Genomic DNA, 25,638 nt, shown 5'->3' with positions numbered 1-25,638 from the left:
ATAGGTCAGAAGAGCGAAGGCAAGCAGACCGAGAGGCAGATTCCGGTGGTCCGAGTGATCACCGATACGGATCGACCATCGACGTTGGCGACGTAGGCGCGGCTACCGTTCGGAATCATTGCGATTGCGGACGGTCCCGCGCCGACTCCGAGGGTTTCGATGACGGTGTTGTTCGTCGTGTTGATCACCGAAACCGTGTCGCTACCGGAGTTGGAGACATAGGCGCGAGTGCCGTCCGGGCTGAATGCGATCGCCGCAGGCGCTGTGCCGACGGGTATCGACCCGACGAGGGTGTTGGCCGCCATGTCGATGAGTTGGACGGCATTACCGTCGGTGTCGGCGGCGTAGACCCGAGTTCCGTTCGGACCGGTGGTAATTCCGGTCAACCGCTCGCCGGCTTCGATCGACGTGACGACGGTGTTGGTATTGGTGTCGATCACCACCACACTCTTGGCGGTCGAGACGTAGGCGCGGGGGGTGTTCGGCGAAGTCGACACCGAAATGGGGGAGTCGATGTCCGCAATATCGGTGATGATCGAATTGGACGCGACATCGATGACCGTCACGGAATTGCGGGACGAGTTGGCGACGTAGGCGCGCGCGCCGTCGCGTGTGACGGCAACACCTTTCGAGGTTCCGCCGACATCGATCGCGGGGGCAGAGATGAGGTTCGTCGTCGGGTCGAACACCTCGACGGTGTTGCCGCGACCGGTCACGTAGGCCCGCGTGCCGTTGGGCACGATAGCGATGGCGTAGCCACCGAACCCGAGCTTTCCGACCGGTACGTTGTTTGCGGTGTCGACTATCGTGATTTTCCCGTTCGGGTTGGTGACATAGGCGCGACCGCCGTTCGGTGCGAGTGTGAGACCGCCGGGGACTTCGTCGATCGGGATGGATCCTGATACCGAATCCGCCTGCGCAACAACGTTTCCACTCGACAGTGCGGCGACGGCGACGATAAGGGTCATGGTGCGGCCGAGCCAGGCTGCGCGACGCCGTAGCCCGATGAAGTTCGATCTGCCGTTCGATCTCACCATACGAATGATGTTTGCATATAAGTGCTGGTCATCGATGGGATTTCACAGTATCCGCGGGCCTCGCGCCCGACCCGATCAGGTCCGGCGGGTGCGAGCGCGCGGATCCCCGCGCTCGATCCATCGAATCCAACTGGGACGCAAACGTTTTCTGATGCTGAACGGCAACCTTTTTGCGACCGCGTTCAGGTCACGCCGAATCGACTCTTCGTGCTTCGGACCGAATTCGAAGCCGAGCAGCCAGATCCACACGATCACAGCGATCGGCACCACGACGTACCAGTATCGGAACAGCAGATCGGCAAGCCTGAACAGTGCGGCAATGGCGAACATGATGACGAACAAAGCGAAACCGACCACGTGCGAATCCTCCCGCTGGACTGACCGGTCACGCTACCGTCCATTGCCCCTGACGTGGGGGGATATCGGTCAGCGCCGACGCAACCACCAGTCGTCGCGGCGATCGACCGAAGGTCTACCCGGTGTGGTCGCTGTCGTGCGGGTCAGTTCGTCGAGCAGGTCGGCGGTCGTCGGTCGTTGTGAAGGATCCTTTGCCAGACAGGCCGCGGCAATGCCGGCAAGTCGAGCGGGGACGCCCGTGAGATCGGGCTGTCCGTTCGCCACAGCGAGCAGCACGGAGTACACGTTCGCGCCCGTGAACGGAGCATGGCCGGCCGCGGCGAACACGAGAACCCCACCGAGGGAGAAGATGTCGCTCGCGGGGGTGAGTGTCGTCGTTCCGAGGGCCTGCTCGGGCGACATGTAGGACGCCGACCCGATCGGGAGGCCGGGCTGCGTCAGCCGCGCCTGATCGAGCGCGCGGGCGATACCGAAGTCGATGACCCGCGGACCGTCCTGTGCGAGTAGCACATTGGCCGGTTTGAGATCGCGGTGGATGAGTCGAACGCGGTGGATCGCGATCAATGCTTCGGTGAGGCCGACGAGCACGATCCTGGCGGCTTCGGTGCCGAGCGGTCCGTGTGTCTCGATCGCTGTCTCCAGCGTGGGGCCGACGATGTATTCACTGGCGAGCCAGGGTGTCGGTGCGTTCGGGTCCGCGTCGACGATCGCCGCGGTCCAGAAGCCGCCGACGGCTTTCGCCGCGCCCACCTCTTGGGAGAACCGCACGCGAAACCGTGGGTCTGCGGCGAGATGTTCGTGCACCACCTTGATCGCGACGCGTCGTCCACTCGGTAGTTTGCCGAGGTAAACCCGCCCCATGCCGCCTGCACCGAGTCGGCCAAGCAACGTGAACGGTCCGATCGAGGTCGGATCCCGAGGATCGAGTTGCTCCATCGTCACTCGATGGTTGTGCTCACGTAGACGAAGCCGGTCGCGTTTTCGACTGCAACCCGTGTGATGCGGTCGACGGGAAGATCGACCAGCACTACGCGGGCTGGGTCGCCGGCTTCGACCGTCCATGCGTCGACGACTGCGCGAGAGCCATCCGACCCGACGACGACCAGGCGGACCGGTTCGCCGGTAGGTATCCCGGCCGCACGTGCGCTGATCTCGGTTCGCGTACCCCGTGGTGTCAACACGACGTTGAGAGACGCAGCGGTTTCGCTGTCCTGTTCTGGATCCGCCTCTGCGGGCGGTGGCGCGGAGTTGGTGAACGTCAGACCGGGCCGGGCAGGCGACTTCGGCGCGGGTTGTGCGACGCCGTCGGTTGTCGAATCGCTGGACGAGACGGTGGTGACGACGGCCCCGACACCGATCAGCGCAGCAATCACGGTGAGGCCGGCACCGATCAGCACACCCCGACGCTGCGCCCGCGGAGCAGTCGAGGGTTGCGGCTGACCTGGTGCGTCGAACGGCGGCGGTGTCGGCGTCACGCGCTTCGCGTACTCGACCGAGTAGGCCGACGACCCCTCGTCGGGTCCTGTCCAGTCGACCGTGTGCTCGACCGGCTGAACCACCTGATGAGGTTGTCCGCCTGCGGCATTCGGCCTTCTGTTCGCACCGGTCACGGCGACGAATGCGGTGAGACGGGTGATGACTCCGAAGCGGATCGACGTCGCAACGATGCGCTGCGCGAGCTCGGGAGCTTCGGCGATCGGGCACGTCGCATATCGGCGCTGCAGGTCACCGAGGTGACCGCGCGCCCACAGGGCAGTGAGGGCGAGATTGGTCGTCGGGACCGCAGGGATGGTGCTTACCGAGGGACGACCGTCGGCACCGATCGACGACAACATAAGCCGACCGGATTCGCCTGCCCGGCAACGCCCGGTGATGACGAGTGCGGCGCCCGGGTACACATCAGGGGGTTGAGCAGGGGAGAGCGTGCGGGGATCGAACTCCATGCCCTCTGCGGTGAGGCCGATGCGGGTCAGCAGTGGCGGACCGAGCAGGCGCCGGATCCGAGGGATCAACGCGTCGAGCTGATCCTCCGATTCGGCGAGATGGAATTCGCCGCGGCCGGTCGAGGCGAGTTGACGCAACAAAGCGGTGTTGACAGCCGTGCCGATGCCGATCGAGTGGATCCGCATGCCACCGACTCCAGCAGCGAATCGCGCAGGTGCGACACGAGCCACGATGTCGTCGTCGTCGCCGACCTGGCCGGCTGTGATGACGACGAGGATCGAATGGTGCGGTGCCGGGCGGCGATGTTCCGATGCGAGGAGTTCGACCGCAAGATCGACAGCCCGCCCCAGGTGCGCGCCGCCACCGGGACGGATCGACGTGAGGTGCTCGACGGCAGCGAACCTGTTGCGATCGATTCCCGGAACGAGTTTCGGCTCTCGTCCACTCGCGGCGACGACCGCGTCGGCAACCGTCAGCACAGCGAATCTGTCTGCAGGAGTCAGCATGTCGACGATTCGAGCAGCTCCGCGTCGCCCCGCTGCGCCTGGCCAACCGGCCATCGCTGCCGAGCTGTCCAGTACGACAACAACATTGCGGGTCGACGCCGGTGGTAAACCGGTCGTCGGTGGCAATACCGTCAGGGCGAAGGTGCCGTCGGGTCCGTCGCCGTCGCGGACTGTCGACAGCGACATGACTGCGTCGTCGCGCTGACCGGTGCTCAGCCGCAGTACAAAATCTCGGTTGAGACGTTGGTTGGGCTCGATGTCGACGGTGATGTGGGGAAGGTTCGGATCGTCGGTGATTCGTGCCGGGATCGTACAGCCGATCTCGACGATCGGAAGTGCTTGCCGCGCAACGGTTGCCGAAATCGTCAGAGCGACGGTGTCGGCAGCGTTCCACGGCAGTACGGGCGGTGAAATCCGCGAGGCATCCGGAACGAGGTCGGTGTCGGCTGAGATTCCCATCCCGACTCGAGGACCGTCGAGTGGGACGCCGGGGTGGTATCGGGGTGCAACGACGAGCGGAAAGCAGAATGCTGCTTGACCATCGGAGTAGTCGAGCGTGAACGTAAGCGCCAGTTGGACTTCGATTCGTTCGCCCGGGGACAGGCTGCCGACTCTGATGGTGAAGATGTTGGCGCGTTCCTGCTCGACGATCGCGGCTCGCCCGCCCGCGGCGATGCCGGCGTCGTAGATCTTGCGTGCATCACCGCGTTCGCGCAGAGTCGCTTCGATGAGGCGGTCGCCGATCCGGAATCGCATCGCTGTCATGGCGGCGTTGTCGGGGAGCGGAAGGATGTAGGTCGCCTCTATGGGTGTCGGCGCGAAGTTGCGGAATGTCGCGCGAACGTCTGTGCGGCACATCAATCCGGTGATGTCGGCTCGAACAGTCAACGCCTCGAGGGGAAGATCGCCGCGAGGAGTTGTGATCGCGCCGAAGCCCGAGCGGGTACTTGCGCGACCCCGCGAGGGTTTGTCGAAGACGGGGACGAGCGTCAACCCAGCCTCCTTGCCCGCACTTTCTCACACCAGCCGATGAACGTCAGTTTTCCATAATTGCGCCTGCCGGCCCAGGTGGACCTGCATAGGCAGTCCAGTTGTTAGTAGGTGGCTCTTTTGCAGAAGTCGACCCGAGGCCAGAATCGACGTATGAACATCGACGATGCAACCACGGTGGAGTCGGCCGCAGGCGATGCGGGCGTCTTCCGTTTCTCGCTGGCTCACAGCATGGTTCGCCAACCCGCGTGGGTTGTCGCAGTGGTCGCCGTCGCAGTTCTGATCGTTGCGGTCGTCGTACCTGTCGTGCTGATCGCCGTCGGCGTCGGGCTGGCCCTCTGGGGCTGGAGTTCCGTTGCTGACTGGCATGGAATATGGACCCTCTCGAGGCGAACGCACGCACCTTGGCCGGAGCCTCTGACTCGGGTGGTCGACGTCTACTACCGTCGCAAGCGTGACCAGCGGCGAGCGTGACCTGACGCGACTTCTGAAAGACCTGCGTCCCCATCACAATCCGGGGCGCTACGTCTTCGTCACGGTCGCGGGTCCGGTCCCGGACGACGTCCGCCCCGTTGTCACGGTGTGCGAAACCGAGGGCTGCACGCTGGTGATACCTCAGACCGAAGCCGACGCAGGCGGCCTCGACTATCACTACGTGGCGGCTTGGATCACGCTTCGTGTGCACTCGGCGCTGGACGCCGTCGGGCTGACGGCTGCGGTAGCGACAGCGCTCGCAGCCGCGGGCATCAGTTGCAACATGGTGGCCGGGTTTCATCACGACCATCTGTTCGTTCCCCACGGCCGGGTGAGCGAGACGATGGCGCTACTCGTCGGTATGACAGACGGCGGCTGAGCGGCGACAACTTGGCATCTCGGTTCGGCCTCAGATTGTGAAACACGGGTGTTTAATTGGACTGCGCATACGCCCGAGCCCTGAGATAGGGGTGTTTTGCAATGAACCTCACCACGATCACAGCGCTCGAAAGGCCGACCTCTCCCGACCACATCACGACCTGGCGAGACGGCTACGCATGGCTGGCGGGCGGCACCTGGCTGTTCTCCGAACCGCAAGTCGCGACAGACACCCTGATCGATCTCGACGGGTTCGGCTGGCCGGCATTGGAAGTCTCCGATGCGGGCCTCGACATCGGCGCAACCTGCCGCATAGCAGAGCTGTTCGCATTCGACGCACCAGCGGAATGGACTGCGGCACCGCTGATTCGCGATTGCTGCAACTCCCTGCTCGCGTCGTTCAAGATCTGGAACGCGGCAACCGTCGGCGGCAATATCTGCATGTCGCTACCGGCCGGTGCGATGATCTCGCTGACGGCTGCGCTGGAGGGCACCTACACGGTGTGGCCGCGCGACGGCGCTGCGCCGGAACAGGTTTCGGCACTCGACTTCGTGACGGGCAACAACGCGAACATCCTTCGGCCCGGTGCGCTACTGCGATCGATTCGGTTGCCGGACTCCGCACTGCGAAAACGGTTCGCGTATCGACAGCAGTCGCTGGTGCACCTTGGACGGTCGGCCGCCCTGATCATCGGGACGTGCGGCGCCGACGGTCACGACTTCCGGATCACGGTAACGGCCGCGACAACTCGACCGGTGCAGTTGCAATTCGACGACGTTCCGACGCAGGCAGAACTGCGCCGTGACATCACGGCAAGACTCTCCGCCGAAGACTATTTCGACGACGTCAACGGGTCTGCTCCGTACAAGCAACACCTGACCTATCACTTCGCCGAACAGCTACGTGCGGAACTCTCATGAGCGAATTCGATGTCGACGGACGCCTCTTCTCCGCCGAGCCACAGCCGGGTCAGTGTCTGCGCACCTTCCTCCGGGATCGCGAGGTGTTCGGCGTCAAAAAAGGTTGCGACGCAGGCGATTGCGGCGCTTGCACGGTGTGGTTGGACGGCACACCGTTCCACTCGTGCCTGGTGCCGGCCTTCCGAGCGGCAGGGCGCAAGGTCACCACCATCGAAGGGCTCGGCTCGGGCGACGAACTACACCCGATGCAGCAGGCTTTCCACGACGCGCAGGCCTTCCAGTGTGGATTCTGTGCGGCGGGGATGATCATGACCGCGGCATCGTTGAGCGACGAGCAGAAGGAAGATCTGCCCCGTGCGCTGAAGGGAAATCTGTGTCGGTGCACCGGATATCGGTCCATCGCCGACGCGTTGCAGGGTGCTGCCGAAGCAGAGCCCGATGTTGCGGGAGAGTCGTGTGGCGCAAGTCTGGCCAATCCGTTCAGCCGCGGAATCCTCACCGGGCAAGCGCGATACACGATGGACGTCGCCATGGAAGGACTGTTGCATCTCGTCGTGCTGCGGTCCCCGCACGCACATGCCCGCATCGTCGACATCGATCGAAGTGCGGCGATGGCCATACCTGGTGTGGTGGCTGTGTATACCGCTGCCGACGTACCGGACCGGCTCTACAGCACCGCGCTACACGAGGATCACCTCGTCGATCCCGACGACACCCGCATCCTGGACGACGTCGCTCGTTTCGTCGGTCAGCGGATCGCCGCCGTGGTCGCGGAGTCGGAGGCGGCCGCGGCCGCTGGCTGCCGGGCACTGAATGTCACCTACGAGGTGTTGCCTGCGGTATTCGATCCCGTGACGGCGATGGAACCCGACGCACCCGTACTTCACAACAAGGGTATGGAGGAGAAGGGCAACATCTTCGTCGACATACACGGCGAAATAGGCAGTGTGGCTGATGGATTCGCAGCTGCCGACGCGGTGCACGAGATGACCTACTCGACGTCGCGCGTCCAGCATTCGCACCTGGAGACGCACGGCTCGATCGCATGGCGCGGTGACGACAACCGCTGGCATGTACGAACGAGTTCGCAGGGGCCGTTCGTCGTTCGGGCGAAGCTGTGTCATCAATTCGGCCTGCGGGCTCGCGACGTCCATGTCTTCACCGAGCGGGTCGGCGGCGGCTTCGGCGGCAAGCAGGAAATGATCTCCGAAGACCTCGTGCTGTTCGCGACCATGAAGCTCGGTCGTCCGGTCAAATGGGAGTGGACTCGCGAGGAAGAGTTCATCGGAACCACGACGCGACACCAGATGACCACACGGGTGAAGCTCGGCGCGAAACGTGACGGCACCCTGACCGCACTGGACATCTATGTCGTGTCGAACACGGGCGCATACGCCAATCACGCGAGTGAAACGCTGGCCGCGGCGCTCGGTAGCCCGCTTGCGGCCTACCGTTGCGAGAACAAGAAGGCACTCGGATATGCGGTCTACACCAACGTGATTCCGGGTGGCGGGTTCCGTGGTTACGGAGCCTCGCAGACCACCTTCGCTATCGAGTGCGCGATCGACGAGATGGCGCACCTGTTGAAGATCGATCCGTTTGCGATGCGCCGCAAGAACATGGTTCGGCCGGGCGACCACGTCGAGTCGGTCTGGCAGGACCCGAGCGACGCGAGTTTCGGCAGCTACGGCCTCGATCAGTGCCTCGACTTCGCGGAGGAAGCGCTCGCTCGCGGGAACGGTGTCGCCAAGCCGGACGGTGACGACTGGGCGGAGGGAACCGGCGTCGCCCTCGCAATGCTCGAGTGCGGGCCTCCGACCGAGCACAGGTCCGCAGGCGAGATGCGCCTACTTGCCGACGGTACCTACCACCTCGCCGTCGGATCTTGCGAAATGGGCAACGGAATTGCCAACGCACACAAGCAGATAGCAGCCTCCACCGTCGGGTGTCGGGCAGCTGACGTCGACATCGTCAACGCCGACACCGATCGAACGCCTTACGACACGGGTACTTTCGCCAGCACCGGCACAGTCGTGGCAGGCAAGGCCGTGCACCTCACTGCGATGGCTCTGCGCGACGACATTCTCGACTACGCGAGCCGCCACAGCGGAGTAGCGCGAGAGCAATGCACGCTCGCGGCGGACGCCGTGCTCTGTGGCGACAAGCGCATCTCGTTGGCGGAACTGCACGAGGCAGGTGCCGCGGACGGCCATCGCTTCGAAGGAACCCGCAAGGCGTACCTGTCTCCTCGCACCATCGCGTTCAATGTCCACGGTGTGCGATTGGCAGTGCATCGAATAACCGGGGAGATCCGAATCCTGCACAGCGTGCACGGTGCCGACATCGGCAGGCTGATCAATCCCATGCAGTGCAGAGGCCAGATCGACGGTGCCATCGGAATGGCGTTCGGCTGGGCACTGACCGAGAACATGGTGCACAACTCCGAAGGCGCGGTGGTGAATCCGAACTTCCGTAACTATCGGATCCCGGCATTCGCCGACGTCCCGCGATCCGAGGTGTTCTTCGCCGACACCCACGATTCGATCGGTCCGCTCGGTGCAAAGTCGCAGGGCGAGTGCGCGATCAATCCTGTGGCTCCTGCGATCTCGAACGCGATCGTCAACGCGACAGGTGTTCGTTTCGCACACCTGCCGTTCACACCGGACAGGCTCTATTCGCGTCTCGCAGCTCGGTCATGAGCCAGGAGACGGTCACTATCGTCACGCAGACGAGTGTGAGACCCGAAGCTGAAGAACAATTTTCCCGGTGGCAAGTCGACACGAGTTCCGGCTTATCGCAGTTGCCTGGATTCATCGAGCAGACCGTGTTGCCACCCAGCCCGCCGACCCAGGTCGATTGGGTGATTCTGCAGCGGTTCGACAGCGACGCTTCGGCACGGACCTGGCTCAACTCGCCCGAGCGCGCCGCGCGCATCGAGGGCGCGGCGCCGATGCTCGTCGGTCGCGACGACGTCCATGTCGTGAGTGATGGTGCCGAAGGTGTCGAGTCGAAAGGGGTACTGCCCGCGCCGATCTCGGTGGTCATCTCCACGCGGGTCCGCCCGGGGTCCGAAGCCGAATACCGCGCATGGGAGCGCCGGATAGCTGCCGCCCAAACCAAAGCTGTCGGCTTCAAGGGCTATCGGTTCGAACCACCGATACCGCATGTGCAAGAGGACTTTCTGGCGATCCTGCGCTTCGACAGCGAAGCCAATCTGCAGAAATGGCTAGACTCGCCGGTGCGACAGCAGTTGGTCGACGAAGCCACCGCATTCACCGAAGAATTCCACACCCGAGTCGTGCGAACCGGATTCGACCACTGGTTCACGGCCGAGACGTCCGCGGCCGGCCAGCCGCCGCCGGCGTGGAAACAGAACATGATGGTTGTGCTCATGTTGTACCCGGTGGTGTTCCTGTTCGGACTCTGGGTGCAGACTCCGCTGCTGGATCGCGAACTCGGGCTGCCATTTGCTGTCGCGTTGTTCATCGGAAACGTCGCGAGCGTCACGGCGCTGAACTGGCTCGTGCCCTGGATCAATGGACGATTCGATTGGTGGCTCCAACCGGAGTCGTCGAATCGGTTGCGTACCAATCTGATCGGTGTGGCGATTGTGCTGGCTGGGTACGCCGTGCTCATCGTCGTGTTCTGGCAGTTCTTCTAGCTGAGTCTTCAAAGACTGAAAAGAGCCCCGATGTTCGCGAGTCGTAGCAGGCCGCTGGTCGCCTTCGCCTGTCTGGCAACGTCGTTGACGTTGATCCTGGCCTCGTGTTCGGCCGACGATTCCGGTCCCGAGGCCGGCGGCAACTTCGGTGTAGACGGCTCTCCCGTCCCGTACAAGGAGCCGGTCAAGCTGTCGAGCAAGGACGGCGTACTCGAGGTCAGGTTGTCCGCGCACCAAGCCTCTGTCGCGCTCGACACGACGGCGAAGCCCGTCGACGACTTCCTGCTGTTCGGCTACGAGCTCATCAGAGGTACGTCGTCGGACGGCTCGACCAAAAGTGAAGGTACCTACCCTGCACCGACTTTGCGGGTCGATCCGGGTGAACGTCTGATCGTGCACTACGACAACGATCTCGAAGGCTTGGACGTCGGCGATTACTACGACCCTGCGTTCACCGCTGCGGGCGGTGAGGTGCCGCTGTATCCGCCGATGCTGGAGTCGTCGCCGCTGAATCTGCACACGCACGGACTGCACGTGAGCCCAGATGGCAACGCCGACAACGTGCTACTCGACATCCCGGCCGGCATGGGCAACGTCTACGACTACGAGGTGCCTGACGAGATGCCGAACGGGTTGTACTGGTATCACAGCCATCGGCACACCCTGACGGCTCAGCAGACCTACTTCGGTTTGGCGGGTCTACTGGAGATCGGGCGGCCCGACGGAAATCTTCCGGTGGTCACGCAGAACGAGATTCCGATCCGAGATATGGCACTGCAGTACAACTTCGTGTTCGACCGTAAAGGCGGCTCGAACCAACTCAACAATCCCATCTGGCCGCAGTTCGTCAGCACGCTCACGCCGCCGGAGGGGTCGCAACTGGCGGACGGCACCTACCGACCGAGCTTGGCGCCGGTGAATTTCCCTGAGACGAGCAAAGGTTCGCAGTACTTCACCAATTGGTATTCGGGTCCGCTGTCGACGCGGAACCATCGCGGGCAGAATCAGTTCATCCCGGGAAACCTGCAGAGCTTCACCAGTGATTCGGTGAATGTTCCTGCTGATCCTGGGCTTCCGGACAATCAGCGCGACGTGCAATTCACGGTCAACGGCCAGTTCCAACCATCGTTGAAGGTCAAGCCGGGGCAGACCGAGATCTGGGTGCTCGCGAACATCAGCGACTTCGCCTATCTGCCGATCACGTTGACCGAGACCGCGACCGGCAACCATCCGAAGTTCACGATCGTTGGGCAGGACGGTAATCCGTTCACCACGGTGCAGCGACCCGTCGAGGGCGACGGGACACGGTTGCTTATCCCGCCGGGCTCCCGCTACGCCATCGCGGTCACGATGCCCGAAATAGGTGACCTAGTAGTCGAAATGCCACCCATGAAAAACGGCAAGGAGGTCAGCAATCCCGGCGTGCTCTACACGAACGACGGCACAGAGAATTCGCCTGCAGTCCTCGGCACCGCAACGGTCGACCCGCAGTACATCAGCTACTTCGACGGCTTCTTCACCTTCCCGACGCAGAAGCTCATTCAGGTGACACCCGACAGTGGCGAAGGCAAGACGACGCCGTTCGAACCCGGCCAAAGGTTGGACGCCTACACGTCTTTCGTCGACACCTCGGCAATGACTCCCGATGTGACGCGGGAGTTGGTCATCACGGGTGGTTTCAGCAACGACAAGGCGAGCAACAACGACCCGAAGTCGTTCACCTACGAGTTCGACGGCAACACCTTCCCGAACATTCCCTTGTTGCAGCCACGACTGAACTCGGTCGAGGAGTGGAAGATCACCAATCTGAACAACGACGATCACCCGATGCACATCCACGTCAACGACTTCCAGGTGACGGAGGTCGTCGATCCTGTCGAGAAGACCAGGACGGGTGCGCAGATGTGGGGCGTCGACAACGCGAACGTTCCCGCGCCCGTCACCGACGAGAACGAGAATGCGCTAGAGCCTGCGTCGCTGACGTTGCGGACGAAGTTCACCGACTACACGGGCACCTTCGTAATCCATTGCCACCGTTTGAATCACGAGGACAACGGCCTGATGGCGACGGTAAACGTGATACCCGAGGTGTCGAGTTACGCAGTGGCAGTTCCAGGTTCGCCAGGTAGGCCCGCCGTGGTCCAGGTGTACGACGGCAACGGCGACAAACCGCTCGCCACGAGTACACCGTTTCCGGCCTTCGAAGGAACACCGAGCGTTGCCATGGCGGACGTGAACGGCGACATGGTGCTCGACGTCGTGGTCGGTACCGGCACGGGTGTTGCCCCGGAGGTCGTGGCGTTCGCAGGCCCCGCGTTCGATACGGAGGTGGCGCGGTTCGCACCGTTCGAAGCGGACTTCCGTGGCGGCGTCAGCGTGGCGGGCATCGACGTCGATGGTAACGCGCTGGCGGACAACATCATTGTGGGAGCAGGACCCGGAATCGAATCGCAGGTGAAGATCTTTTCCTCGACCTTGCCTGGAGAGGCAGGGAGGGCGCCCGAATTGTTCTCCAGCTTTGCGCCGTACCCAGGTTCGAAGTCGGGTGTGACGCTGGCGACCGGCATGGTCGACTCGGGGTCCGGCAGGGCGACCATCGTGACGGCACCCGGTCCCGGTGACGCTCCGATGGTCAAGACGTTCCGCTACGACCTGTATCAGCCGACCGCCAAATCTGCGTCCTCGGAGGAACATTCGGGGCATGGCGGAGAATCGCCGACGACGACATCGGAGTTCCTTGCGTTCGACGAAAGCTATACCGGGGGAGTGTCGTTGACGACCGGCTGGGTGGCAGGCGCCGAGGGCGGTGCCAAGAGCATCGTCACCGGCATGCTCGGCGGCGAGGGGACAGTGCGAGTGTTTTCGGCGGGCTCTCTGCTCGATGGTGCGCCGGAGATGTATCTCCATGCACCGGACCATCATTCGGGCAAGGTGGCCTTCGCGCAGATCGCGTCGTTCGTACCTTTCGAAGGGAGCGGGGTCAGCGTCGCGACCTCCAGTACGACAACGGGAGCCGACCTTCTTGTCGGTAATGCGTCAGGTGAGGTCCGTAAGTTCGGGCTCGGACGGGCGGGTCCGGAGGCGACGACGCTTGTACCGACGCTGATCGCGACCATCCCCGGAAGCGGCGGCGCCGTCGGGTTGGCGGGCCGGTAGAGAGGGCGTCACAAGGCGAGGATCGCGTCCAGCGCCGGTCCGAGTTCGTCGACGATGACCTGGGGCGGCAGGTCGGCCATCGGACTCGCGCGGACGACGTAACGCGCCATGACGACGCCGACGAACATCGATGCGAGCAGGCCTGCGCGAATTTCCGCGGTGCCCTGCTGCATCCCAGCCGCGGTCAGCTGAGCAGCCACCGGTCCTGCGATGACCTTTTCGAGGAAGTCGCGTAGCAGACCGTTCTGGGCGGGATCGTCCTCGATGGATGTGACGATGGCGATGAGTGGCGGCCGGTTCGCCGGGTCGTCCCAGGTCGCGAGCAACGTCGTCAGTATTCGGCGGGGGAGTCCTTCGATGGACCCCTCGACGAGTTCGGTGACGATCACAACCGGGTTGGCGCGAAGGGCAAGTGCCTCTTCGAAGAGCTTCTGCTTCGACCCGAAGAAGTAGTTGATCATCGCCGCGTCGACGCCTGCATCCGCGGCAATCGACCGCACCGTCGTCCCCGTGAATCCTTCGGCGGCGAATCGAGCGTGTGCGGCGTCGAGGATCGCCTGTCTGGTGTCGGGTGCTCCAGTCCGGCGGCCGGGGCCGGTCTTGGAAAGTTGTTTATTCATCACTGTTGAATTGTAGCGCGCGGTGTGCGACAGTTATTTCAACATCGTTGAATAACCGCAACCGAGGAGACCTGATGGCCATCGACCTGGCGACGAAAGCCGAACCAGAACCCAGTTCCAAAGCGAAGAAGCTGCTGCTACCGGCCGTATGCATATCGCTGGCGACCGTTGTTTCGGCGGTGACGTCACTCAATGTCGCGATCCCAGATCTGGCCCGCGACACGGGCGCGTCGCACACACAGATCGCGTGGGTCGTCGATGCCTACGCCTTGGTCTTCGCGTCGCTGCTGCTCGTCGGCGGTGCGCTGGGGGACCGGTACGGCAGGCGGCTCGCACTGTTCGCCGGACTCGCCGTCTTCGGAGTTACCTCGCTGCTGGCGATGTTCACCGACAGTATCGGGATGCTCATCGGCCTTCGCGGCCTGCTCGGTATCGGCGCCGCACTAGTGATGCCCGCGACGCTGTCGACCATTACCACCGTCTACTCGGATCGAGAACGACTGCGTGCCATAGGAATCTGGTCGGGCGTTGCGGGTGCGAGCGCTGTCCTCGGCTTGGTCGTATCAGGAACCTTGCTCGAATTCTTCTCCTGGCGTTCCGTTTTCGGGCTCAATGTTGCGCTCGCCGTGATCGCTGCAATCCTGGTTGCCCGTGCCGTGCCCGAGAACTCGGAGGGTCGTTCGAACCGTATCGATGTCGGCGGAGCGGTCCTGTTCGTGTTGAGCATCAGCGCGATCATCTTCTCGATCATCGAAGCTCCCACTGCCGGATGGGGTTCCATGCGAACGGTTTTCGGACTCGCCTTCGGTTTCGTGCTGCTCGCCGTGACGATCGTGTGGGAGCTGCGCGTGGCGCATCCGCTGCTCGATCCGCGGCTGTTCGGTAACCGACTCTTCTCGACAAGTGCGCTGTCGATCGCAATGCAGTTCGCAGCGTTCTTCGGGTTCGTGTTCCTGATCATGCAGTACCTGCAGTCGGTCGCCGGCCTCAGCCCGCTCGTCGGAGCGATCTGCATGCTGCCGATGGCTGCGGGCCTGATGGGATCGTCTCGCAACGCTTTTCGGGTCACCCGCAAGTTGGGCCACATCCGGACCTGCGTCCTCGGTCTCGTCCTGATCGTCGTTGCGATGCTGACGCTGAGCACGCTCGGCACCGACATCAACTACGTCGTCCTGTTCGTCGGGCTCCCGATCCTCGGAGCAGGTATGGGCCTGGCGATGACGCCGGCAACGAGTGCTCTGACCGAATCGTTGCCAGCAGATCAGCAGGGCGTCGCATCGGCAATGAACGACTTGGCTCGTGAACTCGGCGGCGCGATCGGCATCGCAGTCTTCGGAAGCGTCCTCACCTCGACCATCACCAATCGGGTCGCGGAGGTCGGCGCTAACCAAGCGTTCACCGATGGCCTCGGCAACGCACTTGTGGTGGCAGCAGTCGCAGTCGGCGTCACCGCAGCCGCAGTCGCCGTGTCGGGATTGCGCACGAAGCACTAACCGAAGCTTCACATCACGCAGCGGAGTCGACTCTGTCGACTCCGCTGCGCTGCAATGTGAGTGGAAGCGGTAGCGGTGGTGCTGTCGATCGGTGCTGATGCCCGGTCGGGGTGGTGATGGTGTAGCTGTGCAGTTGGCCGGGCTGCTGGGTGTCGGGTTTCACCGACCAGCCGTCGGCTTCTTTGGCGTAGTTGCAGGCTTCGCACAGGCCGGCAGCATTGTGCAGCGTCGTCGCACCACCTGATTCGGCCGATTCGACGTGATCACCATGCTTGATCTGCGCATCACACCACGGGGTGCGGCAGATCCGGTCACGGAATCGGGTCATCCGCAGCAACCCTTTCCGGAAGCACCGCGACGTCGATTCCATCGCGGTCAACGCCCCCGTCGTCGGATTCGCATAAAGCCGACGCAACTCGACCATCGCGTCGGAGTCGTGCAGCCACTGCTTGACCAGATCCGCGGGTATCGGTCCGTAACCGGGAACATCTGCCGCGGATGGAGTAGTGGTCAGCAGCGCTTCGTCGGAGATGACGATGTTGACAGTGACCGGCACTGCGGACGCTGTTGCCAGCCCGGTCACCCGTTCGACCAGGATGTCGGCCATGATCTGACTTCTGGTCCGCTCATCGCCTGCCGCGACGACGGCTGCGGCGTCCTTCAGCAACGTCGTATGGACGGTGACGGCTTGCTTCATCGGCAGCAACGCCGTCAGATATGCCATGGTGTCCGGCGCCGGCCGTGAGGTGACGCATCGGTTGGCTTCGGCTTTGCGGGCTCGTCGCACCATAGATTCGGCGTCGAGTTCGGCACCCAACGCGATCGCGGCAGCTTTGAGCTGATTGTCGCCTTTGCCGGCGAGGGTGGCGGGGTTGCTGCACAGTTCTCGGTCGACGGTGCCGCGGTCTTCCTTGCTCAGGCACGCGGTTTCGCGGACCAGGATGGTGGCTCGCCACTCGGTCAGCTCACCCGTCTCGAGCTGACGCAGGGTGTGCGGCATTTCCTCGACCAGCGCGCGGGCGAAGCCGAGATGTTGGCTGCCTTTGTGTGGCGAGCATTGTCGGGCCAATCCGATTTCGGACGGGATGCCGATGTCCTGTTGCGCTTTCGACAGTCCGCGTGCGGCGCGTTCGGCTCGTCGTTGCGTGGCGAATTGGTTGGTCACCCGTGCCTGCAGTGCTGCGCAGCCTGATTTCACTTTTTCCAATACCAGGATCACATCGGCCTGCTCGGCGTCGCTCAGTGTGCGATCGACATTCGCCATCTCGGCCCATAAAGCGGTTATCCGGTCCGCCTCCGCTTGCGTTTCCCCCGACCCGAACATGTGTTCTATTCTACCGATAACTTGCTGGGCTGCAAGCGAATACGTGCAGCTATCGACTGAAAATGCCCGTCGAGACTCTCTGTCGAAACGGTGGTCAGCGGTCATCCGGGTGCATACAATTTCTCCAACACGAAGGTCCAGACGGGAAGGTGCGCCGCGATGTCCACAACTAACGACGAGTCGACGACCAACTCGATGGGTTCCGATTCGATCTCTGTCGAAGTGAGCTGCACGAAGGACGGCACGGTGGTCGTCCGCATCGTCGGCGACATCGATATGGCAACCCAGCGACATCTCCGCACACGATTCGACGAGACGTTCGCCGAGTTTCCGTCGCCGAAAGCAGTACTCGTAGACCTCGCCGAAATAACGTTCTTCGGTTCGGCGGGCATCGAACTTCTCGTTGCTCTCGCCGAACGCAGCTCGACGCGAGGTCATCCGTTCCGGATTGTCACAGGCAACAATCGGGCGGTCATCCGGCCGCTGGAAGTCACCGGGTTGGACCGATCCCTCGATCTCGTGCCGACATTCGATGCGGCTTACGCTCTGCCGCCGCCCGGTCGCGATTGACCGTCCTTGGTTTGGCTCCTGCTGGTTGGGTACCGCTGTAGAAGATCCATCTACCCGATTGGGAGGACTGCAGCAGTGAAAGCATTTGGTTACAACAGCAACGGTGGCCCGGAAGTTCAGGAGTTTCTCGACCTTCCGATGCCGTCCCCACTGCCGGGGGAGCTGTTGGTCGAGGTCCGAGCCGCCGGGGTCAATCCCGTCGACTGGAAGATTCGTAGTGGCGCCTACGGAGCAGCCGCTCCTGCGGACTTCCCAAAGGTGCTCGGTTCCGAGGTGTCGGGTGTCGTCCGTGAAATCGGCGAGGACGTGGACGGGTTCGCAGTCGGCGACGAGGTGTTCGGAAGCGTTGCACCCGGATCCGGCGGCTTTGCCGAGTTCACGCTCCTTCCGGCAATTGCCGCGGCGCATAAACCCCTCAAGGTCTCGTTCACTGACGCGGCGACGCTCTCCGTTGCAGCCGCGACCGCATACGACGGTGTGACGCAGGTGCAGCTCGAAGCTGGGCAAACCCTGCTGATCAATGGTGTGAGCGGCGGTGTCGGCGTTGCTGCTGCGCAGATCGCGCGGGACCTCGAGATCAATGTCATCGGAACAGCAGGTGCTGACAAGCGACCGCTGATCGAGTCACTCGGTGCAACGCTCGTTCCCTATGGAGACGGTGTCGCTGGTCGGATCACCGACCTACTTCCCGACGGTGTCGACGCCATCTTCGATCTCGCAGGCGGAACAGGCCTGCGAGATGTCGTCGATCTGGTAGCCGACCGAAATAAGCTGATCAGTGCCGGCGATCCCGAGACCGTCGCCGAACTCGGCGGCCACGTCATCGAGCGCGATCGCACGCAGCGTGTCCTCGACATCGTCGCCGATCTCGTTGCGGAGGGAAAATTGGACCCGCACGTCGAAGACGTCCTGTCGCTCGACGATGTTGCAGCTGCGATGTCCGCGGTCGAAGTAGGCCATGCGAAGGGGAAAGTCGTCGTCAGCGTCGCGTGATCCGCGACGACATCGGACGGGGCAGGTGTGACGAGGGCCAGTTGGGGTATGCCCTCAGCACGACTTTGTATTGAGGAGCGCGAACGTGACACGTGACATTGCAGGAACCACTACAACCGATGCGGGAATTCCGGTCGGTAGTGACGAGCATTCGCTGACCGTCGGACCGGCTGGACCTATCCTGCTGCAGGATCATTATCTGATCGAGCAGATGGCGCAGTTCAACCGCGAGCGCATACCTGAGCGGCAGCCACACGCGAAGGGGAGCGGTGCCTTCGGACATTTCGAAGTGACTGACGACGTCAGCGAGTTCACTCGTGCCGCCGTCTTCGCACCAGGGACGAAAACCGATCTGCTGGCACGCTTTTCGACCGTCGCGGGGGAGCGGGGCAGCCCGGACACATGGCGCGATCCGCGCGGCTTCGCCGTCAAGTTCTACACGTCGGAAGGCGTGTACGACATGGTCGGAAACAACACCCCGGTGTTCTTCGTCAAGGATCCGATGAAATTTCAGCACTTCATTCGATCGCAGAAGCGTCGAGCCGACAACAACTTGCGCGATCACGATATGCAGTGGGATTTCTGGACGCTGTCACCCGAGTCGGCCCACCAGGTGACGTGGTTGATGGGGGATCGGGGTATTCCGCGGACCTGGCGGCACATGAACGGCTACACCTCGCATACCTATTTGTGGACGAACGCTGCGGGCGAGCGGCACTGGGTGAAATACCACTTCAAGACCGATCAGGGTATCGAGACGTTCACGCAGGACGAAGCCGACCAAATGGCTTCTGCCGATACCGATTACCACACGCGCGATCTGTTCGAAGCCATCCAGAAGGGTGACAATCCGAGTTGGACGTTGTTCGTCCAGTTGATGCCGTTCGACGAGGCGGCGAATTATCGATTCAATCCGTTCGACCTGACCAAGGTGTGGCCGCACAGCGACTATCCGCTGAAGCGCGTCGGGAAGATGGTGTTGAACCGGAATCCAACCGATCATCACACCGAAATCGAGCAGGCTGCCTTCGAACCCAACAACCTGGTCCGCGGTATCGGACCGAGTCCCGATCGAATGTTGCTCGCTCGACTGTTCGCGTATGCCGACGCCCACCGGCATCGCATTGGAGTCAATTACAAGCAATTGCCTGTAAATGCATCGACATCGGCCGTCAACAGCTACAGCAAAGACGGCGCTATGCGGTATGACAAGGTGTCCGATCCGGTGTATGCACCCAACACCAAGGGCGGTCCGCACGCCGACGGGTTTGCCGACCCAGGCTGGTACTCGGAAGGCGAAATCGGGCGCAGCGCATACGTTTCGCACAGTGAAGACGATGATTGGGGACAGGCAGGCACGTTGGTTCGTGACGTCCTCGACGACGCCGCCCGCGGTCGACTCGTCGACAACATCGTCGGCCACCTGCTCAACGGAGTATCCGAGCCGATTTTGCAGAAGGCCTTCGAGTATTGGCGAAATGTCGATAAATCGCTGGGCGACAAGGTGGAAGAAGGGGTCAGGGCAAAGGCTGACGAACTCGATCCGAAGGCCGCCGAACAGGGCAATTCGGCGCGGTCGAGTATGCAGCAGAAAGCCTGACACATGACCGGATTCGGCTACACGCTCATGACCGAACAGAGTGGTCCGAAACAACTGGTCACTTACGCGGTCGGCGCAGAGAAAGTCGGTTTCGACTTCGCGGTGAGTAGCGATCACTATTCGCCGTGGCTTACCTCGCAGGGGCATTCGCCTTACGCGTGGACGGTTCTCGGTGCCGTCGCGCAAGCGACCGAAAACATCGAGTTGATGACCTACGTGACGTGCCCGACGATGCGCTATCACCCAGCGGTGGTCGCCCAAAAGGCAGCGACGCTACAGATTCTCAGCGATGGCCGATTTACTCTCGGGCTGGGTAGCGGCGAGAATCTCAACGAACACGTTGTCGGTGCGGGCTGGCCCGGTGTCGACAAACGGCAGGACATGCTCGTCGAGTCGATCCAGATAATTCGCGAGTTACTCGCCGGCGGACTTGTCGAATGGCAGGGCGAGCACTATCGCGTCGACTCGGCCCGGCTGTGGGACCTGCCGGACATGCCCTTGCCGATCGCCGTCGCGGTGTCGGGAGACAAGTCGATCGAGAAGTTCGCCTCCATCGCCGACCACATGATTGCGGTCGCGCCGGAGAAGGTTCTGGTCAACGGTTGGCGCCATGTACGCAACATGGCGGCCGGATCGCCGTCCGAATCGCGGGTCATCGGCCAGATTCCGATTTGCTGGGATCCCGACCAGCAGAAGGCAATCGACCGAGCCCACGATCAGTTCCGCTGGTTCGCCGGAGGTTGGAGCGTCAACGCCGATCTCCCCACAACCGCGGGCTTCTCCGCCGCAACACAATTCGTACGACCCGAAGACGTCGCGGACAGCATTGCCTGCGGCCCCGACCTCGACGCCATCGTCGAGTCGGTCAGACCCTACTGGGAAGCCGGTTTCAGCGACATCGCACTCGTGCAGATCGGCGACGAGTCGCAGGAGGCATTTCTCGACGAAGTGGCGGGTCCGCTCTTGGAGAAATTGCGGGCCGCCGCAAAAGCGGAGTAGGTACTGAATACTCGGCAGTCGGGCTACTCTCGAACCATCGGGTTGGGGACTCGTTCGGTAGGGGGTTCGTCCATGCCAGCACCAAGACGTTCGCACATCGTGCGGCGATTGTTCATAGCTGTTCTGTCAGTGTGCGCATGCCTTGCGATTGCGGCACCAGCGGGTGCAGCGCCTGACAGCGGGTCTGGCGCTGCGGGTCCGCCGGGTTCGCTTGTCAATTTGAACAACTACTGCCAAGACCACGGCGCCGTCGCGCACACCGCAGACGGGAGAACCGTCTATTGCACCAGGGTCTCCCGCACTGATGCTTGGGTCTGGGCGTACACACCTGATCTGATGCCCATCGATCCGAATGCGCGCGGCTACACCTGTACCGATGTGTGCCGTTTCCCGGACGGCTCGATCGCACCCAACTATCTGAGGTGCGGTGTGTTGTGCGGCGAGCCGCCGACATCCGGTGACATACAAAGTGGTTTCTACGATTGCTTCCGCTCCGGCGCGACTTACGAGGAATGTCGGCAACGTCCACCACGGTGACTCGGCTGCGCGGATTATGATCAGCGCGAGTCAACGAAGGGCGGCCGTCGGTGCAGCAACGACCATTCACAGTTGGAATTTCCGACGGTAGCGGCTTGATCGCGCGGTTCGGCGATGTGGTGTTGTTTGCCATCGGCGCCGACGAAGCCGTTGCGCAGTTGCTTGGGGCTGTGGATTCCGCCGCCCGCACTCAGTACCCCGGCGCAGGTTTGCCCGATCGGCTTGCTCCGGTCGCGTTCGGAGCAGCTCGCGGAGTCGCATTCGGCGTCGTCGCGCCGACCGCAGACGGCGCGATCGTTCTGCTCAAAGGCGTTGTCGCAGCCGATATCCGAACCAACGACGGCGGACGCAGCCTGGTTGGCAACGACGGTCCGCGCTTCGTTGTCGAAGCTGTGCCCGACCACGCGACGACAATCGGCCTCCGTACCGCAGACCGGTCGACGCCGTACCCCCGACCGCATACCGATCTGCAGGCAGGAATCGTGCCCGGCGGCGGGTTCGCGATCGTTCGAGCGACTCTGCCGACCGAACCGCCGCGCCATATGGAAACTGTTGCGACAGTGCGTATTCCTGCCGGCGCAAGCAATACGCCGGGGTTCCGGTCACCGCAGGAAACTGCCGCTGCCACGCCGGTGATCAGTGTGCTGTCGACGAAAGACGGCGCCGTCTATCCGTTGGACCGCCCGTACGTCATCGGACGTGCACCACTGTCGGACGAGGCCGTCGCCAACGCAACGGCGTCGCCGATCGTCGTCGAATACGACCCGTACATCTCGCGCGTGCACGCCTACATCACAGTGGAACGCGGCGACGTCTTCGTGCGCGACGCCCTCACTCCCGCAGGAACTTTCATCGCAGCACCCGGAGCCGAGGACTGGACCCAGGTCGGCGAAACCCCTGCGCGACTCGACCCGGGCTGGACCTTACGGATCGGCGAATGGACCGTGACACACCTAGCGGGTGGCGCGAGCTGACTTTTCGTTTGCCAGCCCGCTCCAATCTCCGGCGCGCAAGGCATTCAGCGCGCTTGGGTCGACCTGGAAACGTCCCTTGACCGCCTTCTGTGCCGCTGTGACATCGGCTGGATGGTGGCCGAGAACTGTTGCGCCGACTACCCGACCGTGCGCAAGCACAAGGCGCCGATAGGACATGCGGGCCGGGCGGTCGATGACGATGACGTCGTCGGTTGCGGCAGGCGTCACCTTGCCGATCGAGAACAACTCGAGGTCTACACCTTTGAGGATCGTCGCAGGCGTTTCGGCGGTCAGAGTCATCTCGCCGCCGAGTGCGTTCACAGCAGCAGCTTCGGCTTGCTCTACGGCGACCGGCCACAGACCCCATACCTGGCCGTTGTGTTCGGCGACGTCTCCTGCCGCGTACACCCAGCGCGTACGGGTACGCATGCGGTCGTCCACAAGCACACCCTTGCCGACCGGAATCCCCGCATCGCGGGCGAGGCCCACGTTGGGGCGGACGCCGACGGCCGTCAGAAATACGTCGCAGGGCAGTTCCCGACCGTCTTTCAGGATCGCCGCAGTGACACTTGGGTTGCCCTCCACCCGAACTGTCTCCGCACGGGTCAGCAACTCGATTCCCTGATTCTTGAAATGCTGCGCAACGACTTCCGAGCAGCGTGGGTCGATCTGACGGCTGAGCAAACGATCGCCGCGTTCCAGCACCGTCACCTGCAAACCGAGCAAGTGCAGCGAGTACGCAGCTTCGAGTCCGAGCAGTCCACCGCCGGCGACGACAGCCGACCGGCAACCGTTGCGCTGCACGTAGGAACGAATGCCCATCGCGTCGCCCGCTTCGCGAAGTACGAAGCTGCCTTCGCGGTCGATTCCCGGGGTCGGCGGAATGGTCGCGCTCGACCCCATCGCCAGGATCAAGCGGTCGTACGGCAGGGACTCGCCGGTGCCGAGCAGAACGCGCTGAGCCTGAACATCGATGCGTCTCGCCATCGTGTTCAGCCACGCGTGGACGCTGTGTTCGTCGTACCACTGTTCGGGAAGCAGGTAGAGGCCCTGCATTGCAGACCGACCGTAGACGAGCCGCGAGATTCCCATGCGGTTGTAGAGGGCGTGCGATTCCTGGCCGACGAGGTGGATCTCGCAGTCGGGGTGTCCGCGCCGAACGAAATCGGCTGCGGTGACAGCGGCGATACCGCCACCGACGATGACGACACTGACGATCGATCGGTCGAATCGTGTTGGCTTGTCGCCTGATCCGTCACCTGGTTCCGGGGTGAGCGACATCGTGACCGTCCCGGACGAGATCCGTGCGCAACACGCCATCCGAGTATTTTTCGCAAGGCCGAGACGCCGCAGTGTGTTCTGCTCGTCCTGCTCGGGCGCCGACAGACACGACATACCGTCCAGGACGGCGACAGGGTCTGCTCCGCAGACACCCATCCGGCATCCCGCCTCGATCGGCTGCTTGTTCTTCTCGGCGATCTCCAGCAAGCTCGTTCCCGACTCGGCCGCGACCGGAACGCCGTTGCTGCCGAACTGAACTCGCGCGGTCGCCTCCGTAGAAGCTGCCGCGACGGGTTCGAGTGGCAGTAGTCGAACGGGGTCCTTTCGGGTACCGGACACCCACGCGAACTGCAGTTCGCTGACCCTGGTGCGAGCGATCCACACAAGGGTCACCACCGCCACCGCAGCGCTGATCAGCCAACGCAGCCAAGGAATTTCGATGCCGGTGATCTCGGCGAGCGAGCTCACAACCACGGGTCCGCCGAACCAGTAGAAGATGTTGAGCGCCGCTGCCGCGTAGGAGACCGCCACCATCGCCGGGCTCAATGGGGACACGGCTTCGATCGCGAAGTACGACCCGACACTGACGAGGACGAACAGCGCCAGCAGACCGTACCGCTCCAACGCAGCGATATCGGGTTGGCCTACGGCGGTGAAGAATCCGAGGATGAAGCCGGGCAGCGCCGCGACGAAAAGCTTGCGCTGTGAAGTCCAGCCGCGGTCGTCGTCGACCAGGTCCGCCTGGTACGCGGCGCGCGGTTTGAAGTCGTAGCAGTTCTTTGCGCAGCCGACGCACGACGGACAGTGACTGTTCGGGACGGTGATGTAGGGCGTCTGCGCGTAGGCACGCTGCAGCGGAAACAGCGGGCAGATGCTGCTGCACCACCCACTCTTGCCTTTGAAGACAAGTCCACCGGTGAACGCGACCGTCGCGACCAAGACGAGCACGACCCCGGTCGCGGCGCCGCTCTGATCGAGACCCGCGAGCCGGGAACCGGCGATGCCGAAGAACAACGCCATCGCGACGAGATAGCCACGATTTCGTAGCCAATCCGGTGGATTCAACGCTCGCGTGAAGCCGAATACACGCGGGATCTGGTTCGTCGCCGCAAGTGGACAGATGTTGCGCCACAACCCGGGTGCGACGAGAAACAGCGCGGGGAGTACCGGAACGATCACGCCGAAGAACAGAAAAAGGCCGGCCGCGGGACGCACGAACAGCAACACGATCACCGTGAGGAAGCTCCCGATGCTGACCACTCGAAGCGCTTGCCACACGGGCAGCGGAATTCTCTTGGGCAGATCGGTGTAGGCGGGGAACAGTTCCCGCTCGCCGGTCGGGTCGATGCCGAGCACACGTTCGGCGAGGACGATTCTGCGGGACGGGACGACGTCGGCTCGTGGCGGCGGGGGAGCGGCGACCATGACCCCGAGCCGGGTCGAGTCGTGATCGGAAGCGGGCGCTCCGGCCGGTTCGGCTCCGCGCGACGCCGGGACCGATACGACGATCAGTTCGGTACGGCCAAGGCGCAGAACATCACCCGCCGCGAGTTCGGCACGTCCGGACATCCGCACTCCGTTGAGTGTGGTTCCGTTGCGGCTACCGAGATCGACGACGGACAACGCGGTCGGGCTCGGCACTATCCGCAGGTGCTCGCGCGACACCTCGGTATCGGCAAGATTCTCACCGGCGCAGTCGCGGCCGAACGTGAGTGACCCGCTCGATGCCACCCGGCGAGGACGCCGCCCCCACTCCCGAATTTCGATGACAACCTGGTTCGGGTCCATGGCAGCGCTCGCTCTCTCATGCCGGAATGCGCGCT

19 protein-coding genes are annotated in these 25,638 nt (G+C 63.0%); 12 read left to right on the top strand and 7 right to left on the bottom strand.

All coding sequences use genetic code 11. The annotated features are described in order from the left end of the window. Nucleotides 1-5: 5 nt before the first annotated feature. The 4 genes from JGU71_RS22325 to JGU71_RS22310 all read right to left on the bottom strand — a co-directional run bounded on the left by JGU71_RS22325 (nucleotide 6) and on the right by JGU71_RS22310 (nucleotide 4,837). Complete coding sequence (locus tag JGU71_RS22325) at nucleotides 6-1,037, bottom strand: YncE family protein (protein ID WP_199706703.1); 1,032 nt, start codon at nucleotides 1,035-1,037, stop codon at nucleotides 6-8. A 75-nt stretch (nucleotides 1,038-1,112) separates the two neighbouring features. Further along, nucleotides 1,113-1,394, bottom strand: a complete 282-nt coding sequence (locus tag JGU71_RS22320) for a hypothetical protein (protein ID WP_199706701.1) — start codon at nucleotides 1,392-1,394, stop codon at nucleotides 1,113-1,115. A 69-nt stretch (nucleotides 1,395-1,463) separates the two neighbouring features. Beyond that, on the bottom strand, nucleotides 1,464-2,330 hold the full coding sequence (locus tag JGU71_RS22315) for a serine/threonine-protein kinase (RefSeq protein WP_199706699.1): 867 nt from the start codon (nucleotides 2,328-2,330) through the stop codon (nucleotides 1,464-1,466). A 2-nt stretch (nucleotides 2,331-2,332) separates the two neighbouring features. After that, a complete protein-coding gene (locus JGU71_RS22310) occupies nucleotides 2,333-4,837 on the bottom strand; it encodes a VIT and vWA domain-containing protein (RefSeq protein ID WP_199706697.1) in 2,505 nt (834 codons plus the stop codon). A 150-nt stretch (nucleotides 4,838-4,987) separates the two neighbouring features. Between JGU71_RS22310 and JGU71_RS22305 the strand changes: the two genes are divergently transcribed. The 6 genes from JGU71_RS22305 to JGU71_RS22280 all read left to right on the top strand — a co-directional run bounded on the left by JGU71_RS22305 (nucleotide 4,988) and on the right by JGU71_RS22280 (nucleotide 13,424). Continuing rightward, a complete protein-coding gene (locus JGU71_RS22305; RefSeq protein ID WP_199706695.1) occupies nucleotides 4,988-5,308 on the top strand; it encodes a hypothetical protein in 321 nt (106 codons plus the stop codon). Beyond that, nucleotides 5,289-5,687: an ACT domain-containing protein gene (locus JGU71_RS22300; RefSeq protein WP_199706693.1), complete on the top strand. Its 399-nt coding sequence runs from the start codon at nucleotides 5,289-5,291 to the stop codon at nucleotides 5,685-5,687. The genes JGU71_RS22305 and JGU71_RS22300 overlap by 20 nt, the downstream gene beginning before the upstream one ends. A 101-nt stretch (nucleotides 5,688-5,788) precedes the next feature. Then, nucleotides 5,789-6,607, top strand: a complete 819-nt coding sequence (locus JGU71_RS22295) for an FAD binding domain-containing protein (RefSeq protein ID WP_199706691.1) — start codon at nucleotides 5,789-5,791, stop codon at nucleotides 6,605-6,607. Continuing rightward, the gene (locus JGU71_RS22290; protein ID WP_199706689.1) at nucleotides 6,604-9,306 is read left to right on the top strand and encodes a molybdopterin-dependent oxidoreductase; all 2,703 of its coding nucleotides are present in this window, start codon (nucleotides 6,604-6,606) and stop codon (nucleotides 9,304-9,306) included. Before JGU71_RS22295 ends, JGU71_RS22290 begins: the two co-directional genes overlap by 4 nt. Then, nucleotides 9,303-10,268 (top strand): antibiotic biosynthesis monooxygenase, encoded by a 966-nt coding sequence (locus tag JGU71_RS22285; protein WP_199706687.1) that lies wholly within the window; start codon nucleotides 9,303-9,305, stop codon nucleotides 10,266-10,268. The genes JGU71_RS22290 and JGU71_RS22285 overlap by 4 nt, the downstream gene beginning before the upstream one ends. 30 nt (nucleotides 10,269-10,298) lie before the next feature. Then, nucleotides 10,299-13,424, top strand: coding sequence for a multicopper oxidase family protein (locus JGU71_RS22280; protein ID WP_199706685.1), 3,126 nt, complete (start codon nucleotides 10,299-10,301; stop codon nucleotides 13,422-13,424). A gap of 8 nt (nucleotides 13,425-13,432) precedes the next feature. Here the strand turns inward: JGU71_RS22280 and JGU71_RS22275 are convergent, their stop codons facing one another. Then, nucleotides 13,433-14,044: a TetR/AcrR family transcriptional regulator gene (locus JGU71_RS22275; protein WP_233529959.1), complete on the bottom strand. Its 612-nt coding sequence runs from the start codon at nucleotides 14,042-14,044 to the stop codon at nucleotides 13,433-13,435. 74 nt (nucleotides 14,045-14,118) lie between these two features. Here JGU71_RS22275 and JGU71_RS22270 point away from each other — a divergent pair, with 74 nt between their 5' ends. Next, a complete protein-coding gene (locus JGU71_RS22270; RefSeq protein ID WP_199706681.1) occupies nucleotides 14,119-15,537 on the top strand; it encodes an MFS transporter in 1,419 nt (472 codons plus the stop codon). Between the two features lie 13 nt (nucleotides 15,538-15,550). On the opposite strand, the gene JGU71_RS22265 is transcribed toward JGU71_RS22270, so the two are convergent. Continuing rightward, on the bottom strand, nucleotides 15,551-16,861 hold the full coding sequence (locus tag JGU71_RS22265; protein ID WP_199706679.1) for a DUF222 domain-containing protein: 1,311 nt from the start codon (nucleotides 16,859-16,861) through the stop codon (nucleotides 15,551-15,553). A 159-nt stretch (nucleotides 16,862-17,020) separates the two neighbouring features. On the opposite strand from JGU71_RS22265, the gene JGU71_RS22260 reads away from it, so the two are divergent. From JGU71_RS22260 to JGU71_RS30435, 5 genes are all read left to right on the top strand, one after another. Then, nucleotides 17,021-17,431 carry an STAS domain-containing protein gene (locus JGU71_RS22260; RefSeq protein ID WP_199706677.1) on the top strand — a complete coding sequence of 137 codons (411 nt, stop codon included), beginning with the start codon at nucleotides 17,021-17,023 and terminating at the stop codon, nucleotides 17,429-17,431. A 75-nt stretch (nucleotides 17,432-17,506) separates the two neighbouring features. Then, nucleotides 17,507-18,424 (top strand): NADP-dependent oxidoreductase, encoded by a 918-nt coding sequence (locus JGU71_RS22255; protein WP_307829770.1) that lies wholly within the window; start codon nucleotides 17,507-17,509, stop codon nucleotides 18,422-18,424. Nucleotides 18,425-18,509: 85 nt separating this feature from the next. After that, nucleotides 18,510-20,024, top strand: a complete 1,515-nt coding sequence (locus JGU71_RS22250; protein ID WP_307829769.1) for a catalase — start codon at nucleotides 18,510-18,512, stop codon at nucleotides 20,022-20,024. A gap of 3 nt (nucleotides 20,025-20,027) precedes the next feature. Then, nucleotides 20,028-21,023: an LLM class F420-dependent oxidoreductase gene (locus tag JGU71_RS22245; protein ID WP_199706675.1), complete on the top strand. Its 996-nt coding sequence runs from the start codon at nucleotides 20,028-20,030 to the stop codon at nucleotides 21,021-21,023. A 587-nt stretch (nucleotides 21,024-21,610) separates the two neighbouring features. Further along, nucleotides 21,611-22,534: an FHA domain-containing protein gene (locus tag JGU71_RS30435; RefSeq protein ID WP_199706673.1), complete on the top strand. Its 924-nt coding sequence runs from the start codon at nucleotides 21,611-21,613 to the stop codon at nucleotides 22,532-22,534. Here the strand turns inward: JGU71_RS30435 and JGU71_RS22235 are convergent. Beyond that, nucleotides 22,514-25,603 carry an FAD-dependent oxidoreductase gene (locus JGU71_RS22235; RefSeq protein ID WP_199706671.1) on the bottom strand — a complete coding sequence of 1,030 codons (3,090 nt, stop codon included), beginning with the start codon at nucleotides 25,601-25,603 and terminating at the stop codon, nucleotides 22,514-22,516. The two genes, JGU71_RS30435 and JGU71_RS22235, sit on opposite strands and share 21 nt — an antisense overlap. Nucleotides 25,604-25,638 lie beyond the last annotated feature (35 nt).

This window comes from Antrihabitans stalagmiti (assembly GCF_016482825.1).
Lineage (GTDB): Bacteria > Actinomycetota > Actinomycetes > Mycobacteriales > Mycobacteriaceae > Antrihabitans > Antrihabitans stalagmiti.
The sequence above is the reverse complement of the archived record's forward strand: the minus strand, read 5'-3'. Positions and strand labels throughout refer to the sequence as shown.

Coding starts and splice junctions, on each gene's coding strand:
- JGU71_RS22265 (WP_199706679.1), bottom strand. CDS start 16,861: ATGTTCGGGTCGGGGGAAACGCAAGCGGAGGCGGACCGGATAACCGCT.
- JGU71_RS22270 (WP_199706681.1), top strand. CDS start 14,119: ATGGCCATCGACCTGGCGACGAAAGCCGAACCAGAACCCAGTTCCAAA.
- JGU71_RS22245 (WP_199706675.1), top strand. CDS start 20,028: ATGACCGGATTCGGCTACACGCTCATGACCGAACAGAGTGGTCCGAAA.
- JGU71_RS22290 (WP_199706689.1), top strand. CDS start 6,604: ATGAGCGAATTCGATGTCGACGGACGCCTCTTCTCCGCCGAGCCACAG.
- JGU71_RS22260 (WP_199706677.1), top strand. CDS start 17,021: ATGTCCACAACTAACGACGAGTCGACGACCAACTCGATGGGTTCCGAT.
- JGU71_RS22325 (WP_199706703.1), bottom strand. CDS start 1,037: ATGGTGAGATCGAACGGCAGATCGAACTTCATCGGGCTACGGCGTCGC.
- JGU71_RS22285 (WP_199706687.1), top strand. CDS start 9,303: ATGAGCCAGGAGACGGTCACTATCGTCACGCAGACGAGTGTGAGACCC.
- JGU71_RS22315 (WP_199706699.1), bottom strand. CDS start 2,330: ATGGAGCAACTCGATCCTCGGGATCCGACCTCGATCGGACCGTTCACG.
- JGU71_RS22275 (WP_233529959.1), bottom strand. CDS start 14,044: ATGAATAAACAACTTTCCAAGACCGGCCCCGGCCGCCGGACTGGAGCA.
- JGU71_RS22235 (WP_199706671.1), bottom strand. CDS start 25,603: ATGGACCCGAACCAGGTTGTCATCGAAATTCGGGAGTGGGGGCGGCGT.
- JGU71_RS22280 (WP_199706685.1), top strand. CDS start 10,299: ATGTTCGCGAGTCGTAGCAGGCCGCTGGTCGCCTTCGCCTGTCTGGCA.
- JGU71_RS22305 (WP_199706695.1), top strand. CDS start 4,988: ATGAACATCGACGATGCAACCACGGTGGAGTCGGCCGCAGGCGATGCG.
- JGU71_RS22295 (WP_199706691.1), top strand. CDS start 5,789: ATGAACCTCACCACGATCACAGCGCTCGAAAGGCCGACCTCTCCCGAC.